This is a genomic window from Bacillus sp. 7_6_55CFAA_CT2 (assembly GCF_000238655.1).
Classification (GTDB): Bacteria; Bacillota; Bacilli; order Bacillales; family Bacillaceae_G; genus Bacillus_A; species Bacillus_A cereus.
The window spans coordinates 599,213-620,830 of sequence record NZ_JH414710.1 but is presented as its reverse complement, the minus strand read 5'-3'; the positions used below and the strand labels follow the sequence as shown (position 1 = coordinate 620,830).

Here is a 21,618-nt window from a genome sequence, read left to right as displayed (position 1 = left end):
GCTCGGCAGATTTTTATTTTACATAATGAAGAAATAGAATACCGCAGCTAAAATGAAACGATAATAAGCGAACGGTGTTAGTTTTACACGAGATAATAATTTCAAGAATGAAACAATTGCAAGCATCGCAACAACGAATGCAGTTACAAATCCTGTTACAAATAGCGTTATATCTGCTGAGCTTAATACATCCCAGCTTTTAATTAAATCTAAGCCACTTGCAGCTACCATCATCGGTACCGCTAAAATGAACGTATATTCAGCTGCCGCTGTATGCGACACGCGAGCTAATAAACCACCACTTATTGTAGAACCAGAACGAGAAAATCCTGGCCAAAGAGCTAAACATTGGAACATTCCAATTGTAAATGCCTGTTTATATGTGATTTCATCTAACGTTCTTGCTGTACTTGGTTTTGAAAACTTCTCAGCAACAATCATTAAAATACCACCGGCTACTAAGCTAATAACAACTGGTCCTGGACCAAATAAAACCTCTTTAATAGTGCTATGGAATAATACGCCAAGTACCCCGGCAGGAATCATCCCGATAATAATATGTAATAAATTTAACGATGGTCCGTCTGTTACTTTACCTATTCCAACTAACGACCATAGACGCTTCCAAAATATAACAACAACTGCTAAAATCGATCCCAATTGGATAACAACTTCAAAAACTTTCGCTCTCTCGTCTTCAAATCCAATTAAATGTCCTGTTAAAATCATATGTCCTGTTGATGATACTGGTAGAAACTCTGTTAACCCTTCAACAGCACCCATGATTAAACCAATTAACCAATCAGCCACAAGTAGTGCCTCCTTAATAACAAATAATATGTAATTTTTTCACACCTTATCATAATACCTTATCCCTTTTCAAAGTGCATCCTTTTTTTATTGGCTTCATATGTTGTAGGCGCGTATTTCTTTTCTAATCTTTGATTAAATTGTATGATAGTAAGAGTTTGTTTTTTTATACGGAAAGGGGATTTTATGAAAGAAACTACTTCATTCTCACAAAAGTTAAAGCAATTTGTATTACTATTTTTTCCGATTTTCGTAACGCAAATGTCATTATTTGCGATGAGCTTTTTCGATACAACAATGTCAGGACATGCAAGCCCAACTGATTTAGCAGGTGTCGCAATTGGAACAAGTATATGGATTCCAGTTAGTACTGGGTTAACAGGGATTTTAATGGCCACGACTCCCATTGTTGCCCAGCTCGTTGGATCCAAGAAAAAAGAGGACGTTCCTCACGTTGTCATACAAGCAGTTTATTTAGCAATTTGTGCTAGCTTCGTTGTTATCCTCATCGGTTTCTTCGTCGTTTCACCTATTTTAAACGGCATGCGCTTAGAAGAACCTGTGGAACGTATTGCAGCTCAATTTTTAAGTATTATCGCAATAGGAATTATACCTTTATTCACTTACACGGTTTTACGTGGATTTATTGATGCATTAGGAAAAACTCGAACAACGATGATTATTACATTACTATCATTACCAATTAACGTAATATTAAATTACTTATTAATCTTTGGTAACTTCGGTTTCCCAAAACTTGGTGGTGTCGGAGCGGCAATTGCTTCCACTGCAACATATTGGTGCATTTTAATTATTACAGTCATTATTATTCAGACGAAAGAGCCTTTTGCCTCTTTCAACATTTTCAAACAATTATACCGCCCTTCTCTTTCGAGTTGGACAGCATTCTTAAAGCTTGGCGTCCCTATCGGATTTGCTATCTTTTTTGAAACGAGTATTTTCGCTGCGGTAACGCTTATGATGAGTAATTTTAGTACGACAACTATTGCAGCTCACCAAGCAGCTATGAACTTTGCTTCCTTGTTATATATGACTCCGCTAAGTTTAGCAATGGCAATGACTATTGCGGTCGGATTCGAAGTTGGTGCAAAACGTTTCGATAATGCAAAACAATACGGACTGATTGGAATTGGATTAGCCCTTGCCTTTGCTTTATTATATTCGATTCTTCTCTACTTCTTTGATGATCAAATTGCTTCTATTTATACGACAGATGCAAAAGTTCATCATTTAGCAAAAGAATTTCTTATCTTTGCGATTTTATTTCAAATTTCAGATGCAATTGCAACCCCTGTACAAGGAGCTCTGCGTGGTTATAAAGATGTAAATGTCGCTCTAATTATGACTTTAATTGCTTATTGGATAATAGGTCTACCACTAGGTTATATATTAGCAACGTATACAGAATGGGCCGCAAAAGGCTATTGGATCGGTCTTATTATCGGTCTAGCATTTGGCGCTGCCTTCCTACTTATCCGTCTCTTTCAAGTACAACGAAAATATACAACACAAAACAGCCGCTAATAATAAAGCGGCTGTTTTCTTTATGCATATTTTTTCTTGTAACGTATAATATAATGAACAAGAAATGAACAAGAAAGGTGGGTACATATGGACGACAAAGAAAAAAAGCAATCATTCGATGAAGAATTTGCCCCTGAAATTTCACCTGGATATCGGCAAGATGTACATAAGCCACCTAAATATAAAAACACTTCGTTTTTAATGGGCATTACCATTTTCGCTGCTGTATTACTCATACTTATCATTTTCGTTTATTTTTGATGAAAGGTGGCCTATTATATGAAGAAACAAGATTCCAATCGTTCAAAAAGAACTGTTAAAACACAAAAAGGATATGCAGGAGATTCTGTTCATACCCTTAAACAAGTCGAGCAAGGAAATTTATATATTGCTCAAAAAGAACTTGGTCAACAAAATGAAAATCTTTAAAGGCCCTTTATTCCTTGAGGGCCTTTTTATTCCGCATTAAGTAGTACACACCCCAAAATGTTCTATTGAGCAATGAATTTCCTTTATTGTACGCGCTGCTTTTGTTCTAGCACCATAAATATATTATTAACCTTTACAATTTTCACTTCATAATTCAATTTCATTTCGCTTCTCTTACCATTTTCAGTACCCGCAACGTACGCTACAGCTTGATAAAGAAAACTCTCATCGGTCTCTTCACGTATCTCCTCGTTTGTAAATTTATACTCTAAATCTCGAAAACGATTTGGATAATAATTTCCCATTAATTGTTCATACCCTCTATTTAAAAATAGTTCTTCACCTTTTCGTTTCACATCTTCTTTATTAGTAGACCCAAACACTGATAGTTGCTCGGTCACAAAATGCTCTCCTACCTTTTTCATTTCATTATGAGTTAAATTTTCTATACTTTTGTTCTTTAACTCCTTATTTAACTCGTACTGATCAATCGGTTTAAAGGTAGCAAAAACCTCCTCTTTATATGACCAAAACAATATAAAAGCGATACATAGAGAACTGATTAACAGTCTTTTTTTCGTAATACTCCCACCCTTCTTCATAATGATAGCTATATTTTAACATATAGAAAGAAAATTCTGATATCATAAAGTGGAATAACTTAACTTAGAAACGAGGAACAATTATGGACTCTTACAAACATTATATAAAAGAAGCTTTGCCTAATCTTTCTATACATTCATATAAACAAAATGAAGAAGGATGGGATAATGTAGCAGTTATAGTAAATGATGAGCTATTGTTTCGTTTCCCGCGAAAACAGGAATATGCGATGCGAATTCCGTTAGAAAAAGAACTATGCGCAATTCTCACTCAATCACTACAAGAAATCGAAGTTCCACAATATCACCTAATTTATAAAAATGAATCTGATGAGGTTCCTCTTTGTAGTTACTATACTCTCATTCATGGTGAACCATTAAAAACAGACACAGTTGCCACGCTGGAGGATCCAGAGCTGAAAGCAATTATTACACAATTAGCTACTTTCCTTGCGGTACTACATAGCATTCCTTTACACCAAGTTACAACGCTATGTTTCCCTATTGAAAAAACATGTACCTACTGGAAAGAGCTACAAACAAAATTAAACCAATATCTCACTACTAGCCTTACTTCATTACAGAAACTAGCCTTAAATCGCTTATTTGAAAATTTCTTTGCATGTTTAGCTACATCCACTTTTCAAAACACAATCATTCACGCTGATTTTACTCATCATCACATTTTATTTAACAAGCATAACAAAAGTATTTCAGGTGTTATCGATTTTGGTGATGCGCAAATTGGCGATCCTGCTTTTGATTTTGCAGGACTATATTATGATTTCGGACATGAGTTTACTACATCTGTATATGAACAGTACAGTACACTTATTTCTCATCATGATCCATTACTCATTCATCGCATTACTATCTTCTATCAATACAGTCCTTTACTACATAATATTATTTATAACTTTGAGTCAGAGAATAAACTCGAATTCATTACAGGCACAGAACAGCTAAAAACGATATTACAGGGATGAGATTACATTCTCTCCCTATATACTCTCTCCTCATACAACATTAACTTTTTATCCATTTCAACAATGACTTTATACAGTTGAAATGCTTGTAAAATTTGCAGTTGAATTTCAAAAGGAGCATTCTGTTCTTTTAACCATTGAAATACTTTCGTTTCATCTTTCATTGATTATTCCTCCCTTTATTAAAATCTGCTACAAATATACGGTAAATGATGAAAAGCTTTTCATGTCAACAACAAAAAAGGATGCAAAGTTGCATCCTTTAATGTACGATATTTTTCTTCTGCTCCGCTTCTTTCTTTACTTCTTCCCCTTGGCATTCACTACGAAACGCACAACTTATACACTCAGAACGAAAATGACGCTCTGTATAATGCTCAGGTTGTTGCAACATTTCTTTCATTCTAGATAAATCAGCCATTCCAGTTATAATATCTTCCTGTTTTGGAATGTACTCATACTTAGTTCCTTCTATTAAATTAATAACTTCAATCTTTCCTGGAAGAACGCCGAAAGCTTTATAACTGAATACTGTCATTAGCTTCTGACAAAGAGCAAGCATTTCCTCATCCGCATCGACGACATACTTTTTAATTACAAACGACCCAGCACTCCACTCACCAACTTCAAATGTCAATGACATGTGGACACCTAACTCTTCCATATATGTTTGAAACTTCTCGTATAAAAACAATGGTGGTGTCTGACTATCATCCTTTTCAACAAACTGTAATAAGTGATCCGTTAGCTTAGCTAATACAATATAGTACTCCGTCTTCGAAGCAAACATATTAATCCTTACTTTTTTCCAATACTTTTCTATTAATATTAAAAGTACAATTTTCGTTTGTTGACCCGCAGGTAGCGTGTAATACTCGTTAATAATTTGATTGACAATCATTTGTGCTATTTGTTGCCATTCAAATGAAGAAGGTTCTCTTCTTTTTATATGACGAAAATAAAATTTATGCGGACAACGCATAAAATCATACAAATGATAATCTGTCATCGTTTTGATTGAGATTTTCTCATGCACTTGCTCTTCATCTCCCTTCTGCCATTAAGAAAGGTGTTTTACAAATTCAGCTCCAAACTGTAAACATTTTTCTACATCTTCATCTTCTGGCGTTAATTCTACTTTTAGTCCTTCTAACACAACTGCTGCCCCGCGCTCTTGTAGCTTTTCTATTAAAATGTCAACTGCCACTCCGTATTTCGGATAAGCCGAATCACACGATCCGAATACTGCCGCTTTTTTCCCAGTTAAATCAATAGAATCCATTGCATCATAAAAATCTAAGAAATCATCAGGAAGATCACCATCTCCCCAAGTATATGCACCTAAAATAATTCCATCATACTGTTCTAATATAGAAGCTTCTGGTGAATCCATAATATCAATAACTTCAATTTCATTTTCTGTTTCACGAATTACGCCGGCAATGTGGTCAGCCATTTCCTCTGTATTTCCACTCATACTTGCAAAAATCATTACTAACTTACTCAACTGAACCTCTCCCTTTACTTTGTATCTCTTTTTCTGTTTGAATGCTCTTCTTCTCATCTACATATTCAGACCGAATTACATTTCTTTGCCATTCCATATGCTGATCAACATCTTTATCTTTATTTTTATCTTTTAATCCCCTCCGCAGAAGGTGAAAATTTTTTCTCATTAACATGTCGCATCCATCCTATTGATAATAATTATCAATTTCAACTACATTTAGATTAATTGACATTGATTATCAATGTCAACAACTTTTTTTAAAAAAATGATTAAAATGTACAAGCTTGTCCGTTAGCTATTCATATACTATGAATGAGCATAGTTCTTTCTCAGCCCTCTCTGACGGAAAGAAATAAAAGCAACTGCAATAGAGTGCAGTTGCCTTTTTTTGTTTTTTCTATGATTTTAGTAATCTTATAGTCGTCTCTAAAAATAGCTCCACTCCACAAATTAATGCTGATTCATCCACATCAAATTTCGGATGATGATGTGGATAACAAGTATATATATTTTCATTACCTGTTCCTAATTTAATGAAACAACCGGGTGCTTTTCTTAAATATGCTGAAAAATCTTCCCCACCCATAGAAGGTTCAAGCTTCACAACACGCTCATTCCCAAACAAATGTAGTGCACTTTCTTCTACTATTTTCGTAATATATTCATCATTAATAACCGGATCATATCCATATCGATACGTATATGTATACGATCCTCCATGTGCTTCTGTAATTCCTTTCACAATTTTCTCGATTTTCCCTTCTGCTTCCACCCTCAATGCTTGATTAAATGAACGAACGGTTCCCATTAAAGTTGCTGTACTAGGAATAATATTGTCAGCCGTTCCCCCATGAAATTGTGTAACTGAAATAACCCTTTGCATAAAAGCACTCGTATTTCTTGATACGATATGTTGTAAATTTGTAATAATCTGTGCTCCGATAGCAATAGGGTCTATCGTTTCTTCTGGCCGCGCCGCATGTCCTCCTTTGCCTTGAATTTCAACTGTAAATACGTCTGGTGCCGCCATCATCGGCCCATACGCAATTCCTACCTTTCCGCTTTCTAATCCAGACATAACATGTAAACCTATTACATAATCAACACCGTCCATTACACCTGCCTCAACCATTTCTTGTCCCCCGCCAGGATACACCTCTTCTGCGTGCTGAAAGAATAGACGAATCTCACCTGCAAAATCTTCCTTTATATTTGATAGCACCTCTGCTGTACTTAATAAAATAGCTGCGTGAGCATCGTGCCCACATGCATGCATCATTCCTTTATTCACAGATGTATAAGATTTACTTGTCTCCTCTTGAATTGGCAAAGCATCTATATCAGCTCGAATCGCAATTACTTTCCCTTGCTTCACACCTCTTTTAATTGCTAGTACACTATACTTCGTCGGTCTCGTTACTTCAAAAGAAGAAAATGAGCATAATGTATCATATATAAATTGCGAAGTTTCTTTTTCATGAAATGATAATTCCGGATACTTATGGAAGTGCCTTCTCCATTTCACGATATTTTCTTCCGAAATTAGATTCTTCCACACTCTATTCATGATAATTTCCTCCTTTTCAAAAAAACTAGAAATTTAAAAGTTTACTCCGTCTTGAATGATTAATAAAAACAAATACTGTATTTTTACGTATTCTTATAGTCCACTTTTATGTATTCACACAATCCACTTTCTATTTACATGTCAAACCCATTACAAATTCATACTGAATGTAATATAATTGCTAAGTTAGGGATTTTCTTTTTTAGTATTTAGTGCTAATATCAAAAAAGAGCCTTTTGACTTATTTTTACCTAAAATGTGGGATTTTGTTTTTTTCACAATAATGTAGGACATGATACCTACAAAGAGCTATTATTTCATTAAGAGAGGGAAAGACATGGAAAGATTAAAAGAGATATGGTCTCGACCACTCACACAATGGGTTGCAAAGACGGTTTATTATCTTGCAATTTTATTTGCATTACTTTGGTTGTATGGATTCCATGATACAAACACAAGTACATTTATTTACAATGAATTCTAGGGTGGGAACGTTATGAAGTTATTAGAACAAATTGAAAAGTGGGCTGCAGAAACGCCTGATCAAACCGCTTTTGTTTGGCGAGATGCGAAAATTACGTACAAACAATTAAAGGAAGATTCTGATGCGTTAGCACATTGGATTTCTTCTGAGTATCCAGACAATCGTTCACCAATTATGGTGTATGGCCATATGCAACCTGAAATGATTGTTAACTTTTTAGGATGTGTAAAAGCTGGACATGCTTACATTCCTGTAGATTTATCTATCCCAGCTGATCGTGTACAACGTATTGCTGAAAATTCTGGTGCGAAATTACTTTTATCGGCAACAGCAGTAACTGTAACTGATTTACCAGTTCGCATCGTAAGTGAAGACAACTTAAAAGATATTTTCTTTACTCATAAAGGGAACACTCCAAATCCTGAACATGCGGTAAAAGGTGATGAGAACTTCTACATTATTTACACATCAGGAAGCACAGGTAATCCGAAAGGGGTTCAGATTACTTATAACTGCCTTGTTAGCTTTACAAAATGGGCTGTAGAAGATTTCAACTTACAAACAGGGCAAGTATTCTTAAATCAAGCACCTTTCTCATTCGATTTATCTGTAATGGATATTTACCCATCATTAGTAACAGGTGGTACACTTTGGGCAATCGATAAAGATATGATTGCGCGTCCAAAAGACTTGTTTGCTTCTTTAGAGCAATCGGATATTCAAGTATGGACTTCGACACCTTCTTTCGCTGAAATGTGTTTAATGGAAGCATCCTTCTCTGAAAGTATGCTACCGAACATGAAAACATTCTTATTCTGCGGTGAAGTGTTACCAAATGAAGTGGCTAGAAAATTAATTGAGCGTTTCCCAAAAGCAACAATTATGAATACTTACGGTCCAACAGAAGCTACTGTCGCTGTAACAGGTATTCACGTTACAGAAGAAGTGCTTAATCAATACAAATCACTTCCAGTTGGCTATTGTAAATCAGACTGTCGCCTTCTTATTATGAAAGAAGATGGCACGATTGCACCTGATGGTGAAAAAGGTGAAATCGTAATTGTCGGTCCAAGCGTAAGCGTTGGATATTTAGGAAGCCCTGAATTAACAGAAAAAGCATTTACTATGATTGACGGTGAGCGCGCCTATAAAACAGGCGATGCTGGCTATGTTGAAAATGGTCTTCTATTCTATAATGGTCGTCTTGATTTCCAAATTAAGCTGCATGGTTATCGAATGGAATTAGAAGAAATTGAGCATCACCTTCGTGCGTGTTCTTACGTAGAAGGTGCAGTTATCGTTCCAATTAAAAAAGGTGAAAAATACGATTATTTATTAGCGGTTGTTGTTCCTGGAGAACATTCATTTGAAAAAGAATTCAAATTAACATCTGCAATCAAAAAAGAACTCAATGAGCGATTACCAAACTACATGATTCCACGTAAATTCATGTATCAATCTTCTATTCCAATGACACCAAATGGAAAGGTAGATCGCAAAAAATTATTGAGTGAGGTTACAGCATGACCGCATATGGATCATTTTATTTTTTCGCTATAGTGGGCATTTTATTAATACCTACTATCATAGCTGGATTAAAAGGTAAAATGTTGCGTAAATATAATGCAGTATTAACATTAGTCATGATTGCTATTATCTTCTCAGATAAACCGAAGCAAGCGATTATGTTAGCCGCATTTATTATTTGGCAATATGCCCTAATTAAAGGCTATTTAATTTTAAGAAAACAAAATAATAGTACATTCATGTTTTGTATAGCTGTTATTTTATCGATTTTGCCACTTATTTTGGCAAAAATCGCACCCTTTGTACCTGAATTACATTTTATTGTTTTCGCAGGTATGTCTTACGTAACATTTAGAGCTGTACAAATGGTCTTTGAAGTTCGTGATAATTTAATTAAAGAACTTTCCTTCTTTAATTTCTGGGAGTTTGTTTTATTCTTCCCTGCGATTTCAAGTGGACCTATTGATCGTTACCGTAGATTCCAAAAAGATATTCAAAAGCCACCTAGCGGTGAAGAATATCAAAAGTTACTATATACAGGACTTAACCGTATTTTCCAAGGTTTTCTGTACAAATTTATAATTGCACACTTGATAACAACATATCTTGTAAAGGCCGTATTCGCCAATCAAGATACACTTTTATCTAATGTGATTTTTATGTACGCTACTAGCATGCAATTATTCTTTGACTTTGCAGGTTATAGTGCGTTCGTAATTGGTATCAGTTACATGATGGGAATTAAAACGCCAGAAAACTTTAATAAGCCATTCCTTAGTCGTAATATTAAAGACTTCTGGAACCGCTGGCACATGAGTTTATCATTCTGGTTCCGTGATTTTATTTACATGCGTTTCGTCTTTTTTGCAACGAAGAAAAAGTTAATTAAGAACCGTTACACAATTTCGTATATCGGTGCATTTTTAAACTTCTTCATTATGGGAATTTGGCACATCCAAGGAAGCGCTGTTGCGCAGTATGTTATTTATGGTCTCTATCATGCCGCACTGTTTATTTTATTCGATATTTTCGAACGAAAAAACAAGAAGCATAAATTTTGGCCAAACAATAAATTTACACACGTCCTTGCGATTGTAATTACGTTCCACGTTGTATGTTTCGGTTTCCTAATCTTCTCTGGACACCTTAACAGATACTTTTAATGCACCCTTCTTATTCCATTAAGAAGTTGCACATATAATATATTTCGGATATAAAGGAGATTTTAAAAATGGCAGAATTCAAAGAGCAAGTATTAGATATTTTAGAAGAAGTATGTGAAAACGATATTGTGAAAGAAAACTTAGATGTTCAATTATTTGAAGAAGGTATCCTTGATTCTTTCGCTGTAGTATCTTTATTAGTTGAATTCCAAGAGCGTTTAGATATTGAAGTTTCTATTTCTGATTTTGACCGTGACGAGTGGGCTACACCAAACATGGTTATTAAAAAGTTGGAAGAAATCCGATGAACAAAGCAAAATTTGGTCCGATGCTTTTAGCATTGGCCCTTTTTGCTGTATTCTTACTTATTCCAACGCGCTTCCTACTTCCACTTTTAAGTGATGAAAAAGTAGAACAAGCTGCCACTTCTTTAAAAGAAGAAAAAATTCAAAGTATGATTTTACAGCAAAAGATGTTAGCAGATTCAAAATATCTTCCGATGTACGGTTCATCGGAATTCGCACGTATGGATGCTTTCCATCCATCTAATTATTTTAAAGTAAAGCCTGAAGGATTTACGCCATTCCTTCTTGGACGCGGCGGAACACAAGACCTTGTACATGTGTTAAACTTCGCATCTACAATGGATCAATTGAAAGATAAGAAAATGGTATTCGTTCTTTCTCCGCAATGGTTTGTACCACAAGGTATTGACGAGACGCACTTTGCACCTAACTTTTCAAAACAACAAGGTTACCACTTCATTTTCAACAATGATTTAAAACCTGAAATGAAAAAACAAATTGCAAAGCGTTTATTAAACTTTGAGATTGTAAAAAAAGAAACTTTATTAAAAATCTCGCTTGAAGGCATCGCTTATGATGATACGAAGTATAAAGTAAAAGCACTTGCTGCTAAACCTTTCGCTTATATTTACCGTAACATTTTAGATCGTAAAGATTTATTTACAGCTATGTTTAATATTAAACCGCACAAAGAGAAGCTCGATCCTTCATTAAAACAAATGAACTGGGAAGAAGCTCGTAAACATGCGGATCAAACAGGTGCAGCAGAATCTGGATCTAATGAATATGGTATCGAAGATGGTTACTTCAATAGCAAAATTAAGAAAAAATTAAAGCAACGTGAAGGTTACTTAAAAAATGATGCTTACGACCAATCGCCAGAATATGAAGATTTACAAATTGTACTTGATTTATTAAAACAATCTGGTGCAAAACCACTCTTCATTTCTGTTCCTGTAAAAGGTCCTTGGTACGACTACGCTGGCTTCCCAAAAGAACGCCGCGAAGCATACTATAAGAAAGTTCATGAGCAAATTGAAAAAGCTGGTTATCCAATTGCCGACTTCTCAAATCATGAATACGATAAATACTTCTTAAAAGATCATATGCACTTAGGTTGGAAAGGCTGGGTTTACATCGACGAAGCCATCCAACAATTTTATAAAGCAAACTAATGAAAAGACCGCTTGAATTACTCAAGTGGTCTTTTTATATATATTTTGTAATTGTTCGATTGCATTCTCTGCTTCTTTCATAACTCGCTCCACTACATGCTGAGCTGATTCGATTCGAGCTAATGATGCTGCCTGTCCTGCCCAAAGTGACATATATTCTTCCTTATTTTGCTTCGCTGCCTCTTGGCGTATTTTAGAAGTTAATACGTTTTGCACTGGATACATCGGTAGCCCTTCTTCTTTTCCTTCATGTCTCTCTATAAATTCATTCCGAATACCCCGCGCATATTTCCCAGAAAACGCACGAGTTACAGTTGTGCTCGTATCTGTACTATGTAAAACCGCTTCTTTATACACATCGTGCGTAATACTCTCTTCACTTGTTAAAAAGGCCGATCCCATTTGAACACCTTCTGCTCCTAGTGCCAATGCCGCAACAAGCCCTTGTCCGTTCATTACACCACCTGCTGCGACAATTGGGATATGTGGAACAGCCCCTACTAACTGAGGTATCAACGCAAAAGTACCAATCATAGCATCTCGTTCTTTCCCAATAAACGTTCCTCTATGCCCTCCTGCTTCGCTACCTTGCCCAATAATAATATCTACTCCTAGCTCAGCAAGTACTTTCGCTTCCTTCACATGGGTAGCTGTTCCGATAACTTTTATTTCACTTCTTTTTAAATCATTTATTTCTTCTTTTTCTAACGTTTGAAATGCAAAACTAACGACCGGTACTTTTTCATCTAATAGCACTTGTAATTGTTCCTTATAGCTTTTTGGAAGCTTTAACGTTCCTTCTACTTCTATACCTAATTCTCTATTCACTCCGCTTAGTAATACTTTCGCCTCATTTACCTTCTCTTCTTCTATTTCTATCTCTTTCGTTACAAGTAAATTAACACCGAACGGCTTATCTGTTAGTTCTCTTATTCTATAAATCGCTTCACGAATTTGTTCTGGGCTCATATAGCCCGCTCCAAGCGTCCCTAATCCTCCGCTATTACTTACTGCTGCAACAAGTTCTGGCGTCGTAATCGCGCCTGCCATACCGGCTTGAACAACGGGATACTCAATTTTTAATATGTCTGTTACTCGACTTATAAACATCATTTCCCCTCCTATTTCCTTTATATCTTCTTTATTTGATAAGCTTTCCCCTGCTTTTGCAAGGATTGAACTTCATATGAAGCGAATATATTGAAAGAGAAGGAGGCTGAGCTTAATGATTTATCCAAATGCATTAAAACAAGGTGATACAGTAATGATCATTGCACCATCTGGTCCACCTACAATCGAAAATGTATTACAAGGTGTGAATGTATTACAAGAGATGGGGTTATCCGTAATAATCGGGAAGAGCGTTTACGAGAAATATGGATTTTTAGCCGGAAGTGATCAAGTTCGGCTTGACGATATACATGAAGCATTTACAAATAATGAAGTGAAGGCCGTTTTCTGTGCACGAGGTGGTTACGGAAGTGCTCGTCTCCTCCCTCACATTCAATATGAAATCATTCGGCAAAACCCTAAAATCTTTTGGGGATATAGCGATATTACAGCTTTACATACTGCTGTTTCACGTTATGCAAAGCTTATAACATTTCATGGTCCGATGATTGAAGAACTAGGAAAAGGTATTGATTCCCTATCTTTATCCTCTTTCAATCAGCTATTCCATCCGTATTCAACCATTTTATCTGCATCAGAGTGTATCGTATCTAGCTCTCACAGTACAGTTACAGGTACGTTAGTTGGAGGAAATTTAGCTGTGTTAACAAGTATAATTGGCTCGCCCTACGAGATAAATACGGACAATACACTTTTATTACTTGAAGACATTGGTGAAGAACCGTACCGCATTGACCGTATGTTAAATCAGCTACTTTTATCTGGAAAGTTTAATGAATGTAGGGGCGTTATTTTCACAAGTTGTCACGACTGCACTCCTTCAAAGCCATCTCAATCATTGCAAGCAATATTATATGAATATTTCGCACCATATCATATACCGGTCCTATTCGGTTTACCAATTGGACATATAAGTCCAAACATCGGTATTCCACTTGGAGCTACAGCGACAATAAACACGAATAATAAAACAGTCTCTATTTCTTCCGGTATAGCCACTCCATATTCAAATTAAAAAGGAAAAGCGATTACGCTTTTCCTTTTACTTATAATAATTAAAAATTCGTCCAGATGAGATATCTGCAATTTCTTCTGGAATAAATGTTTTACTTATATCAGTACCAACATTTAATACAGCTGTAGCATCTTTCTCAATGCTACCAAATAACTCTTTCCCACGTATCGTAATAAGGGGCGTTCCTTCTGGCAACACATCTTTTACAAATTCCATTTGTGTAAAGAACGGAACGATCCATCTACCTTCTCCTTGGAAATGACGCAAACGAAGTATTCCCTCTGTTGCCCCGTCCTCTGCTTCTAGTGAACCAGCAACATAAAACTCAGTAGATAAGAGCAATTCATAAAATTCCTTTTGCTTCTGTTTATCATCCCCTGCTACAACAAGTACCTCTTCTAATTTCTTTACTGAAATTTGCTCCATATGATGCCACCCCTATTTTCAAAATGATTGTACTTAGATTATACGAAATATTCTTATTTTTTTCTACATAATTTGCAATTATTTTCTTAAAATAATTTTAATACTTCTTTTGTCGTCACAATCGTAGCAAACTCTTCATGTAAATTTACAAGTGTCATATTGTGAATATCTTCTGCACTATACTCCTTACCATCTAAACCTTTACGGTTAAAAGTAGCCGTTGCATCACTCACTAAATATGTTGTAAATCCTAAATTCCCTGCCATTCGTGTCGTAGTTTCCACACAGTGATTTGTCGTTAATCCTACAACCACTACTGCATTACATTTGTTCTTTCTTAATTGCTCTTCTAAATTTGTCCCAATGAACGCGCTGTTAACGAATTTCTGAATAACCACTTCACCAAGTAGTGGTTGCACTTCTTCTTTAAAGTTTACCGTTTCCGCTCTCTCATAAAACATTGACTGAGCATTTTCTTTATTTACATGTTGAATATGAAAAACTGGTCGTTCCCTTTTTCTCCATTCTTCTAATAAAATTCTCATGTTTTCTTCAGCAAAAATATTATTTCTCTCGCCCCAATCTGGTAATTGAAATGCCTTTTGTACATCGATTATGATAAGTGCTATTTGATTTGTCATCATTTCCCCTTAATTTGGCTGTAATTGAAATAGAAAACCAAGTTGTTGTGACGCAGTAATAAAGCAAACATAGGCGCAAAGCTCTACAATTTCTTTTTCTGTCCAATATTGTTTTAATACGTGAAACATAGTATCATCTATTGCTTTTCGGTCATGAACAAATGTATGCGCAAAAGTAACGGCTACACCAATCTCCTCTGCCTTTTGCATATCATCAGGTCTTCCTTTTGCCATACAGTACGGACATTCATTCCCATACGCTAATGTTCTTCTCACTTGCTCCTTCAACTCTGCTGAAAGAGTTCCTTTATTGTACAGTGTATCTTCTAACGTACTCCACGAATGTAATATATCCGAATTATGCCCTAATAACTTTTGAAACTTTGTATCTCCTACATTTGATAATGAAATTCTCTCCATCATTTCCCCTCCTATTTCCTTCTGTTTTATTGTAAAATAAATAACGTTCACTTTACATTTCATATGAATCTTAATTTATATTTTCCCTTTACAAAAATCATTATTTTACTGGAGGTATATTTACAAATGCAATTAGACCGTGTTGATCGAAAAATTTTAAATGAATTATATAATGATAGTCGCCTTTCGATGCGTGAATTGGCGAAACGAGTAAACTTATCTGCTCCATCTACTTCAGAACGTGTTCGTAAGCTCGAAAGCGAAGGTGTTATTCAAAAATACACAATCGATATTGATTATAAAAAAGCAGGACTCGTTTTAGATTGTATTTTAGAAATCACTTTAAAAAATGGTGATACAACACGTATGCAACAGTTTATTCAGTCTTATCCATCTGCAAGTTTTTGTTACCGAGTAACAGGAAGCTTATGCTACATTGTAAAAATTTCTGTTCCTTCACTCGTTGAACTGGAAGAATTTATCAATGATGTTTCTTCATATGCAACGACCGTTTCTCATATCGTATTATCAGAAGTATCTCTTACTCCTGATATTGAACATATCTTCCCAGAAGATTAATTTATTTTTATTCATAAAATATAAAAAACCCCTTACAATAAGAATAAAAATAATATATTATGTATTAAAATACATAAAGTTCGAGAAAGGGGCTTTACATTGAAAATCTGGTTTTATGAAAAAACGGCACAATTAGATGACTTGCTTGGTATTTGGGACAATGTTCCGACCATCCCACGAATTGGTGAAAAAGTGGAGATTTTAAAGACGGTCCGCACTGTTACAGATATTAAATATGTAAAGAACGGTAATAATTTTCGTGTAGAAATTATTACAAATTAAAAAGTAGCTCCTAAGGAGCTACTTTTTAATTATCTATTATGTGCTTTCTTTATAACGATTTTATCTTCTTCTACAGATACTGTTACATAATCATTTTCTTCTAACCGAAGCTTATTTACAGCCTCATCTGGTAACTCTATGGCCATCAATCTATCGGTTACGATCACTTGACTATACACTTCATTTTCTTGTGATGAACTCACTACTTTTTGCTCATTTATAAAACGTACTGGTGGCACGCCAACTTCTTTTACTGTACGCCATTGTTTCCAAACATAAGGAATTAACCAAAGTAATCCAACAACTGTAAGACCGATACCAATCCATAAATTACTTTGCGCTTGTAATTCAGTAATTGAGATTGTACCACTTTCTTCTCCACCAAAAAATTGCATACTTGTTGCAATCAAATTATTTAGAGCGTGCACAGCTATATTCGTCCATATATTTTGTGTCTTTATATATAAAAGACACATAACGACACCAAACATGAACGCACCAATAACATCAAAATGTCCTAAGCCAAAAATAATTGAAGATATAATTACAGCTTTTTTAATTCCCCATTTATAAGCCATTCGCTGTAAGAAAAATCCCCTAAAAATAACCTCTTCCATAATAGGTGCTAACACACATGCTGAAATGAAAGTAAATATCGTCATATATACGTTACTCGTATTAATAACATTTCCGTCTTCTAGCATAGTAACTAAGAAATTCGGTAACGTATGTGCTAATATGTAAAATTGAATCTGAGATATGCCAACTGAAAAAATCATTCCCATTATCGTTGCTAATACAATTAATCCCCAAGGTAAATGTCCTGGCTTATAAAAAAAACTGTTAAATACAATATTATTTTTATTTGTTTTTACGTATAGCCAAAGTAACGGAAATACAAAAAATACAGTTATTTGTGAAATAACCTCCATCGTATTCTCAGAAACATTTGCTAGACCTAATGGGATCATTATAAGGAGCACCCCTATAATCATCCATCCAAAAAAGCTACGTAGCCTTATACGTGAAAATGCATAGTGCATATAGAACACCCCCAAAGATAGTAAAAATACAATAAAACTTTAATCAATACTTTATAGGCAATCCTTTCCCTATAAATAGCAGGATAACTAAATTATAATATGAATATAGTTGAAATTCTTCCTATTTTTCTCAAATCATTTCAAACAGCATATCTCTTAAAATAACATATCGCTGTTCTTCAGGTTGCAATCTAAGAGAAATTTATGTAATAAAAATCCCCGTTTTTACAAGCGGGGATTTCTTTTATTATAATACGTCACGTTTTTGGAATAATGCACTTGATGCTACAAGTAACACAACAAAGTATGCAACTACAAGTAATAATGAAGTTGTAAACGTAAATTCTGTAAATGTTGGTTCCATTCCACCATTGATTAATTTATTACTATCGTAAGCTCTTAAATCCAAATGGTTGAATACTACAAACTTCGCTACACCTTTTGCAAACATTATTAATACCATATTAATTGCACCTTGTAAGAAGAATAGGAACATCGTAATAATTAATGGTAATACAGATTTTCTAAAGACATTTGCTAGGAAAAATGAAAGTGTTGCAAAAAAGAACGGTGAAAGTAGTTGATATAAAGTTGACTTTATTACGATTCCTAACGTTAATTCTGTTTTACTACCATCCATTACAATACCGCCAATAATCATTGCAATTAGCATACCAGCTAATACGATAAATAACATTGCTAATAACACTGTAATATATTTAGAAAATAAAACTGCAAGTCTTTTTCTTGGACGGATTAACAATTGTTTAATTGTACCTTTTTGGAACTCATCAGTAAGAGTACGGGCAGCAAGTGTAATCCCAAAAATCGTTGTAAATAAAACAATTAAGCCAATCTCTGAGTTTGCATAATCTAAATATGACCCCTTAAACTCATCACCTTTTCCCCACTTCAACATTGCTAAAGTACCTAAAATTTCGAGTGCCGCAATGACACCAATTAAAATATACATACCTTTTTTCGCATGCAACTTTAAAAATTCATTTTGAATTAATTTAAACATTACGCTTTCACTCCCCCAGTAATCGCTAAGAACTCATCCTCTAACGTTTTATTTTGAACAGTAACGCCATATACAAGCACATCAGCATGAACAAGTTTTTTTACAAGTTGCGGAATGTTGTCTTTTGTTACAGATGCTACAATTACATTCCCTTTTGCTTTACCTTTAATGATTTCATTTGCTTTCTGAACTTCACCTACTTCAAACGCTACAACGGCTGCCTCATCATGTTTCACTTTTTCATGTAAGTTGTACTCTTGTACAAACTCACCTTGTTTAATAATAACGACGCGATCACACATTAATTCAATTTCACTCAATAAGTGACTTGATACGATTACAGCAATATTCTCTTCTTTCGCTAAACGTTGTAAATAATCACGAATTTGGCGAATACCAGCTGGATCTAATCCATTTGTCGGCTCATCTAAAATTAAGATTTTCGGCTGATGAAGTAATGCTTGTGCAATTCCTAAACGTTGTTTCATACCAAGTGAATATGTTTTCACCTTTTTATGAATCGCATGCTCTAATTCAACAAGCTTTACAATCTCAGCAATGCGCTCTTTACTAATTGGTGTAATGGCCATATTCGCAAAATGCTTTAAGTTTTGCATTCCTGTCATATAATCATATAGTTCAGGATTTTCTACAATCGCTCCAATTTGCTCTAGTGCCTTTTCACGCTCCGAGCGAATACTATGTCCACAAATTGTAATATCGCCCTCTGTCATTGAAATAAGACCTGTCATCATACGGATCGTCGTCGTCTTACCGCTACCGTTCGGCCCAAGGAATCCGTATACTTCTCCTTCACGAACCTCAAATGATAAACCACGAATAATTTCCGTTCCACCAATCTTTTTTCGAACATTCTCTAACTTTACTACTACGTTTCCCAATGCCGATTCCTCCTTTAGACTTCTAGTTTTTTATCGATAATGTGACCTGTAACTACTAGTAATATAATTGTTAATAAACAATTAAAAAATAGATTTAAAATTGTAACCTCTGTACCAGAATAAAATGATGTATTTAAAAAACCATTTTGATCTATAAATCCAATATTATTTATAGCAAACACATACTTTTCTATTTGCTGAAAAATATACGTTATTCCTCCATTAAATGCGGTAAAAATGACGAATAAAACTAAACAAGCAACTTTATTCATCGATGATTTCACATTGAATAGTTTTACAATTACTATAATAAAATAAATAGAAACTAGCATATTAAGAAAATCTAGTCCCCATAAAAAAATAGATAATATATGATGTAATATTCCATAATTATATAAACTGTGTATTGCTTGCTGAATACCTAAATTAGTTTTTCCATTGTAAATATTTAAAGAAAAATAGTATAGAAAAATGATTCCTATTCCTAGCAAAATCATAAAGAGTAGTACACAGAATAAAATATTTGCACATATATACTTTTTTGCTGAAATAGAAGTATAACGTAGCATAGAGTTTTTTAACATTTTCCGAAAAGACGATACACCTGTTAAAAGAATTGCAAATCCATTTATACCTAGTACGATAAAGAATATAATAATAATTATATCTTGCCTACCTGAAATTCTAACTCCTGAAACTCCTTTCATATTAAATAAAAGAATTAATGAAACTGTAATAAAACCAAAGTAAATAATGGCTATCTTTCTCTTATTACAATTATACAGATAATGAAAAAGCTGATTCATTTCTCATAGGCCTCCTTAAACAACTCATGTACTGCTTTACCCTTTTGAAATCGTAGTTCTTCCACATTTTCATGCAATATTATTTCTCCATCTTTCAAAAAGATTACTTCATCGAATATATTTTCGATTTCTCTTATTAAATGAGTCGATATAAGTAGCGTACAATCTTCACGATAAAATTTAAGTATTAGCTCAAGTACATGTTCTCTAGAAACAAGATCTATCCCGCCCAATGGCTCATCCAGTACGTATAGCTTCGCTTTTCGAGAAAATGTTAAAATAATCTGCAGCTTCTCAACCATACCTTTTGACAATGCTGTAATTTTTTCTTCTAACGGTATTTTAAATTCTGCAATCGTATCTACCGCTTTTTGAATATCGAAATCATTGTAAAAATCCCGGTAGAAAAATAAAGCGTCTTTTACAGTCATCCAATCATCAAAGATTGACTTATCGGACATAAATGAAACGATTTCTTTCGTCTGTAATCCTACCTTTTTACCGTCTATTGTAATACTACCTTCAGAAGGGTGTTGCAAGCCTGCAATCATTTTCAATAACGTCGTTTTCCCGCTCCCGTTATCTCCAACAAGCCCAACGATTTTCCCTTCCGGAATCTCTATGTTTAATTCACGAATCACTGCTTTTAATCCGTATCTCTTCCATAAATTTTCTATTTTTAATAGCTCTGTCATTCGCTCTCCTCCCTTTTCTCATGTAATGAAGAACGAAGAATTGTAAGAATTTCTTCTTCTGAAAAACCTAAATTGTCCATTCCATCTATAAAAGAATGAAGTAATTCTTTCGCCATCTCTTTTCGTAGCTCCATAATTTTCTCCCCTTCATTCGTTACATACCGTCCCATTCCTCTACGTGTGACAACAACTCCATCCCGTTCTAGCTCTTGAAATGTACGCTGAATCGTATTTGGATTCACTTGTAATTCACTCGCTAATTCACGGACCGAGGGAATTTTATCACCAGGTAATAAATGTCCTGTTACGATCTCTTTTTTTATGTATTCCATTACCTGAATGTAAATTGGTGTATTTGGAGAAAACTCTATTTTCATTTCTTCCCTCCTTTTGTATCGGTGTACTAGTTAAATAATACACCGATACAAAAGGTTTGTAAATACCCATTTAATTACAAAAAAGTTCTATCCGTTAAACGAATAGAACTTCCCAAATATAAATCGCTATACAAAAATAATAGTGTTATGTAAACAAAATTATAAAGAAAAACT

At 34.6% G+C, this 21,618-nt stretch carries 29 protein-coding genes; 12 read left to right on the top strand and 17 right to left on the bottom strand.

What is annotated here, in order from left to right; all coding sequences use genetic code 11:
• Positions 1 to 18: 18 nt before the first annotated feature.
• Positions 19 to 810, bottom strand: coding sequence for a bacitracin resistance undecaprenyl-diphosphatase (uppP, locus tag HMPREF1014_RS18855; protein ID WP_000796263.1), 792 nt, complete (start codon positions 808 to 810; stop codon positions 19 to 21).
• Positions 811 to 996: 186 nt separating this feature from the next.
• On the opposite strand from uppP, the gene HMPREF1014_RS18850 reads away from it, so the two are divergent.
• From HMPREF1014_RS18850 to HMPREF1014_RS31710, 3 genes are all read left to right on the top strand, one after another.
• Complete coding sequence (locus HMPREF1014_RS18850; protein ID WP_000665550.1) at positions 997 to 2,355, top strand: MATE family efflux transporter; 1,359 nt, start codon at positions 997 to 999, stop codon at positions 2,353 to 2,355.
• Between the two features lie 87 nt (positions 2,356 to 2,442).
• Positions 2,443 to 2,616: a hypothetical protein gene (locus HMPREF1014_RS18845; protein ID WP_000341062.1), complete on the top strand. Its 174-nt coding sequence runs from the start codon at positions 2,443 to 2,445 to the stop codon at positions 2,614 to 2,616.
• A gap of 18 nt (positions 2,617 to 2,634) precedes the next feature.
• Entirely contained in the window at positions 2,635 to 2,784 is a 150-nt protein-coding gene (locus HMPREF1014_RS31710; RefSeq protein ID WP_000743742.1) for a hypothetical protein, read from the top strand.
• 83 nt (positions 2,785 to 2,867) lie between these two features.
• Here HMPREF1014_RS31710 and HMPREF1014_RS18835 read toward each other — a convergent pair whose 3' ends face one another.
• Entirely contained in the window at positions 2,868 to 3,386 is a 519-nt protein-coding gene (locus HMPREF1014_RS18835) for a hypothetical protein (protein WP_000715261.1), read from the bottom strand.
• Positions 3,387 to 3,469: 83 nt separating this feature from the next.
• Between HMPREF1014_RS18835 and HMPREF1014_RS18830 the strand changes: the two genes are divergently transcribed.
• Positions 3,470 to 4,372, top strand: coding sequence for an aminoglycoside phosphotransferase family protein (locus tag HMPREF1014_RS18830; RefSeq protein WP_000378981.1), 903 nt, complete (start codon positions 3,470 to 3,472; stop codon positions 4,370 to 4,372).
• A gap of 2 nt (positions 4,373 to 4,374) precedes the next feature.
• Here HMPREF1014_RS18830 and HMPREF1014_RS31705 read toward each other — a convergent pair whose 3' ends face one another.
• The 5 genes from HMPREF1014_RS31705 to amaA all read right to left on the bottom strand — a co-directional run bounded on the left by HMPREF1014_RS31705 (position 4,375) and on the right by amaA (position 7,449).
• Positions 4,375 to 4,536: a hypothetical protein gene (locus HMPREF1014_RS31705; protein ID WP_000651084.1), complete on the bottom strand. Its 162-nt coding sequence runs from the start codon at positions 4,534 to 4,536 to the stop codon at positions 4,375 to 4,377.
• A 98-nt stretch (positions 4,537 to 4,634) separates the two neighbouring features.
• Positions 4,635 to 5,408: a hypothetical protein gene (locus HMPREF1014_RS18820; RefSeq protein WP_000544577.1), complete on the bottom strand. Its 774-nt coding sequence runs from the start codon at positions 5,406 to 5,408 to the stop codon at positions 4,635 to 4,637.
• A gap of 24 nt (positions 5,409 to 5,432) precedes the next feature.
• Positions 5,433 to 5,879, bottom strand: coding sequence for a flavodoxin (locus tag HMPREF1014_RS18815; RefSeq protein WP_000041153.1), 447 nt, complete (start codon positions 5,877 to 5,879; stop codon positions 5,433 to 5,435).
• Positions 5,872 to 6,054: a hypothetical protein gene (locus HMPREF1014_RS18810; protein WP_000929021.1), complete on the bottom strand. Its 183-nt coding sequence runs from the start codon at positions 6,052 to 6,054 to the stop codon at positions 5,872 to 5,874. Before HMPREF1014_RS18810 ends, HMPREF1014_RS18815 begins: the two co-directional genes overlap by 8 nt.
• Before the next feature lie 225 nt (positions 6,055 to 6,279).
• Positions 6,280 to 7,449, bottom strand: coding sequence for an N-acyl-aliphatic-L-amino acid amidohydrolase (gene amaA, locus HMPREF1014_RS18805; RefSeq protein ID WP_001082785.1), 1,170 nt, complete (start codon positions 7,447 to 7,449; stop codon positions 6,280 to 6,282).
• 337 nt (positions 7,450 to 7,786) lie between these two features.
• Between amaA and HMPREF1014_RS18800 the strand changes: the two genes are divergently transcribed.
• From HMPREF1014_RS18800 to dltD, 5 genes are all read left to right on the top strand, one after another.
• Complete coding sequence (locus HMPREF1014_RS18800) at positions 7,787 to 7,933, top strand: teichoic acid D-Ala incorporation-associated protein DltX (protein WP_000440293.1); 147 nt, start codon at positions 7,787 to 7,789, stop codon at positions 7,931 to 7,933.
• Positions 7,934 to 7,945: 12 nt separating this feature from the next.
• The gene (gene dltA, locus HMPREF1014_RS18795; RefSeq protein ID WP_000770514.1) at positions 7,946 to 9,460 is read left to right on the top strand and encodes a D-alanine--poly(phosphoribitol) ligase subunit DltA; all 1,515 of its coding nucleotides are present in this window, start codon (positions 7,946 to 7,948) and stop codon (positions 9,458 to 9,460) included.
• Positions 9,457 to 10,623, top strand: a complete 1,167-nt coding sequence (dltB, locus tag HMPREF1014_RS18790) for a D-alanyl-lipoteichoic acid biosynthesis protein DltB (RefSeq protein ID WP_000127925.1) — start codon at positions 9,457 to 9,459, stop codon at positions 10,621 to 10,623. Before dltA ends, dltB begins: the two co-directional genes overlap by 4 nt.
• A gap of 68 nt (positions 10,624 to 10,691) precedes the next feature.
• Positions 10,692 to 10,931 (top strand): D-alanine--poly(phosphoribitol) ligase subunit DltC, encoded by a 240-nt coding sequence (gene dltC / locus HMPREF1014_RS18785; RefSeq protein ID WP_000807310.1) that lies wholly within the window; start codon positions 10,692 to 10,694, stop codon positions 10,929 to 10,931.
• A complete protein-coding gene (dltD, locus tag HMPREF1014_RS18780; protein WP_001030279.1) occupies positions 10,928 to 12,103 on the top strand; it encodes a D-alanyl-lipoteichoic acid biosynthesis protein DltD in 1,176 nt (391 codons plus the stop codon). The genes dltC and dltD overlap by 4 nt, the downstream gene beginning before the upstream one ends.
• Positions 12,104 to 12,124: 21 nt before the next feature.
• Here dltD and HMPREF1014_RS18775 read toward each other — a convergent pair whose 3' ends face one another.
• Positions 12,125 to 13,213, bottom strand: coding sequence for an NAD(P)H-dependent flavin oxidoreductase (locus HMPREF1014_RS18775; protein WP_000470900.1), 1,089 nt, complete (start codon positions 13,211 to 13,213; stop codon positions 12,125 to 12,127).
• 115 nt (positions 13,214 to 13,328) lie between these two features.
• Here HMPREF1014_RS18775 and HMPREF1014_RS18770 point away from each other — a divergent pair, with 115 nt between their 5' ends.
• Positions 13,329 to 14,249: a S66 peptidase family protein gene (locus HMPREF1014_RS18770; RefSeq protein ID WP_000640075.1), complete on the top strand. Its 921-nt coding sequence runs from the start codon at positions 13,329 to 13,331 to the stop codon at positions 14,247 to 14,249.
• 27 nt (positions 14,250 to 14,276) lie between these two features.
• On the opposite strand, the gene HMPREF1014_RS18765 is transcribed toward HMPREF1014_RS18770, so the two are convergent.
• The 3 genes from HMPREF1014_RS18765 to HMPREF1014_RS18755 form a co-directional block, all read right to left on the bottom strand.
• Positions 14,277 to 14,675: an SseB family protein gene (locus HMPREF1014_RS18765; protein WP_000435266.1), complete on the bottom strand. Its 399-nt coding sequence runs from the start codon at positions 14,673 to 14,675 to the stop codon at positions 14,277 to 14,279.
• A gap of 86 nt (positions 14,676 to 14,761) precedes the next feature.
• Entirely contained in the window at positions 14,762 to 15,316 is a 555-nt protein-coding gene (locus HMPREF1014_RS18760) for a cysteine hydrolase family protein (RefSeq protein ID WP_000184430.1), read from the bottom strand.
• Between the two features lie 9 nt (positions 15,317 to 15,325).
• Entirely contained in the window at positions 15,326 to 15,736 is a 411-nt protein-coding gene (locus tag HMPREF1014_RS18755; RefSeq protein ID WP_000439753.1) for a carboxymuconolactone decarboxylase family protein, read from the bottom strand.
• Between the two features lie 126 nt (positions 15,737 to 15,862).
• Here HMPREF1014_RS18755 and HMPREF1014_RS18750 point away from each other — a divergent pair, with 126 nt between their 5' ends.
• Together HMPREF1014_RS18750 and HMPREF1014_RS18745 are read left to right on the top strand one after the other, a co-directional pair.
• Entirely contained in the window at positions 15,863 to 16,315 is a 453-nt protein-coding gene (locus HMPREF1014_RS18750; RefSeq protein ID WP_001175505.1) for an Lrp/AsnC family transcriptional regulator, read from the top strand.
• A gap of 99 nt (positions 16,316 to 16,414) precedes the next feature.
• Entirely contained in the window at positions 16,415 to 16,597 is a 183-nt protein-coding gene (locus tag HMPREF1014_RS18745; RefSeq protein ID WP_000707107.1) for a DUF3913 family protein, read from the top strand.
• 29 nt (positions 16,598 to 16,626) lie between these two features.
• Here the strand turns inward: HMPREF1014_RS18745 and HMPREF1014_RS18740 are convergent, their stop codons facing one another.
• From HMPREF1014_RS18740 to HMPREF1014_RS18715, 6 genes are all read right to left on the bottom strand, one after another.
• Positions 16,627 to 17,640, bottom strand: coding sequence for a CPBP family intramembrane glutamic endopeptidase (locus HMPREF1014_RS18740; protein WP_000558818.1), 1,014 nt, complete (start codon positions 17,638 to 17,640; stop codon positions 16,627 to 16,629).
• Between the two features lie 247 nt (positions 17,641 to 17,887).
• Positions 17,888 to 18,664: an ABC transporter permease gene (locus HMPREF1014_RS18735; protein WP_000475424.1), complete on the bottom strand. Its 777-nt coding sequence runs from the start codon at positions 18,662 to 18,664 to the stop codon at positions 17,888 to 17,890.
• The gene (locus HMPREF1014_RS18730) at positions 18,664 to 19,566 is read right to left on the bottom strand and encodes an ABC transporter ATP-binding protein (protein WP_000528787.1); all 903 of its coding nucleotides are present in this window, start codon (positions 19,564 to 19,566) and stop codon (positions 18,664 to 18,666) included. Before HMPREF1014_RS18730 ends, HMPREF1014_RS18735 begins: the two co-directional genes overlap by 1 nt.
• Before the next feature lie 14 nt (positions 19,567 to 19,580).
• The gene (locus tag HMPREF1014_RS18725) at positions 19,581 to 20,372 is read right to left on the bottom strand and encodes a hypothetical protein (RefSeq protein WP_001072486.1); all 792 of its coding nucleotides are present in this window, start codon (positions 20,370 to 20,372) and stop codon (positions 19,581 to 19,583) included.
• A complete protein-coding gene (locus HMPREF1014_RS18720) occupies positions 20,369 to 21,067 on the bottom strand; it encodes an ABC transporter ATP-binding protein (RefSeq protein WP_000137711.1) in 699 nt (232 codons plus the stop codon). Before HMPREF1014_RS18720 ends, HMPREF1014_RS18725 begins: the two co-directional genes overlap by 4 nt.
• Entirely contained in the window at positions 21,064 to 21,444 is a 381-nt protein-coding gene (locus HMPREF1014_RS18715; protein WP_000687513.1) for a GntR family transcriptional regulator, read from the bottom strand. The genes HMPREF1014_RS18720 and HMPREF1014_RS18715 overlap by 4 nt, the downstream gene beginning before the upstream one ends.
• Positions 21,445 to 21,618 lie beyond the last annotated feature (174 nt).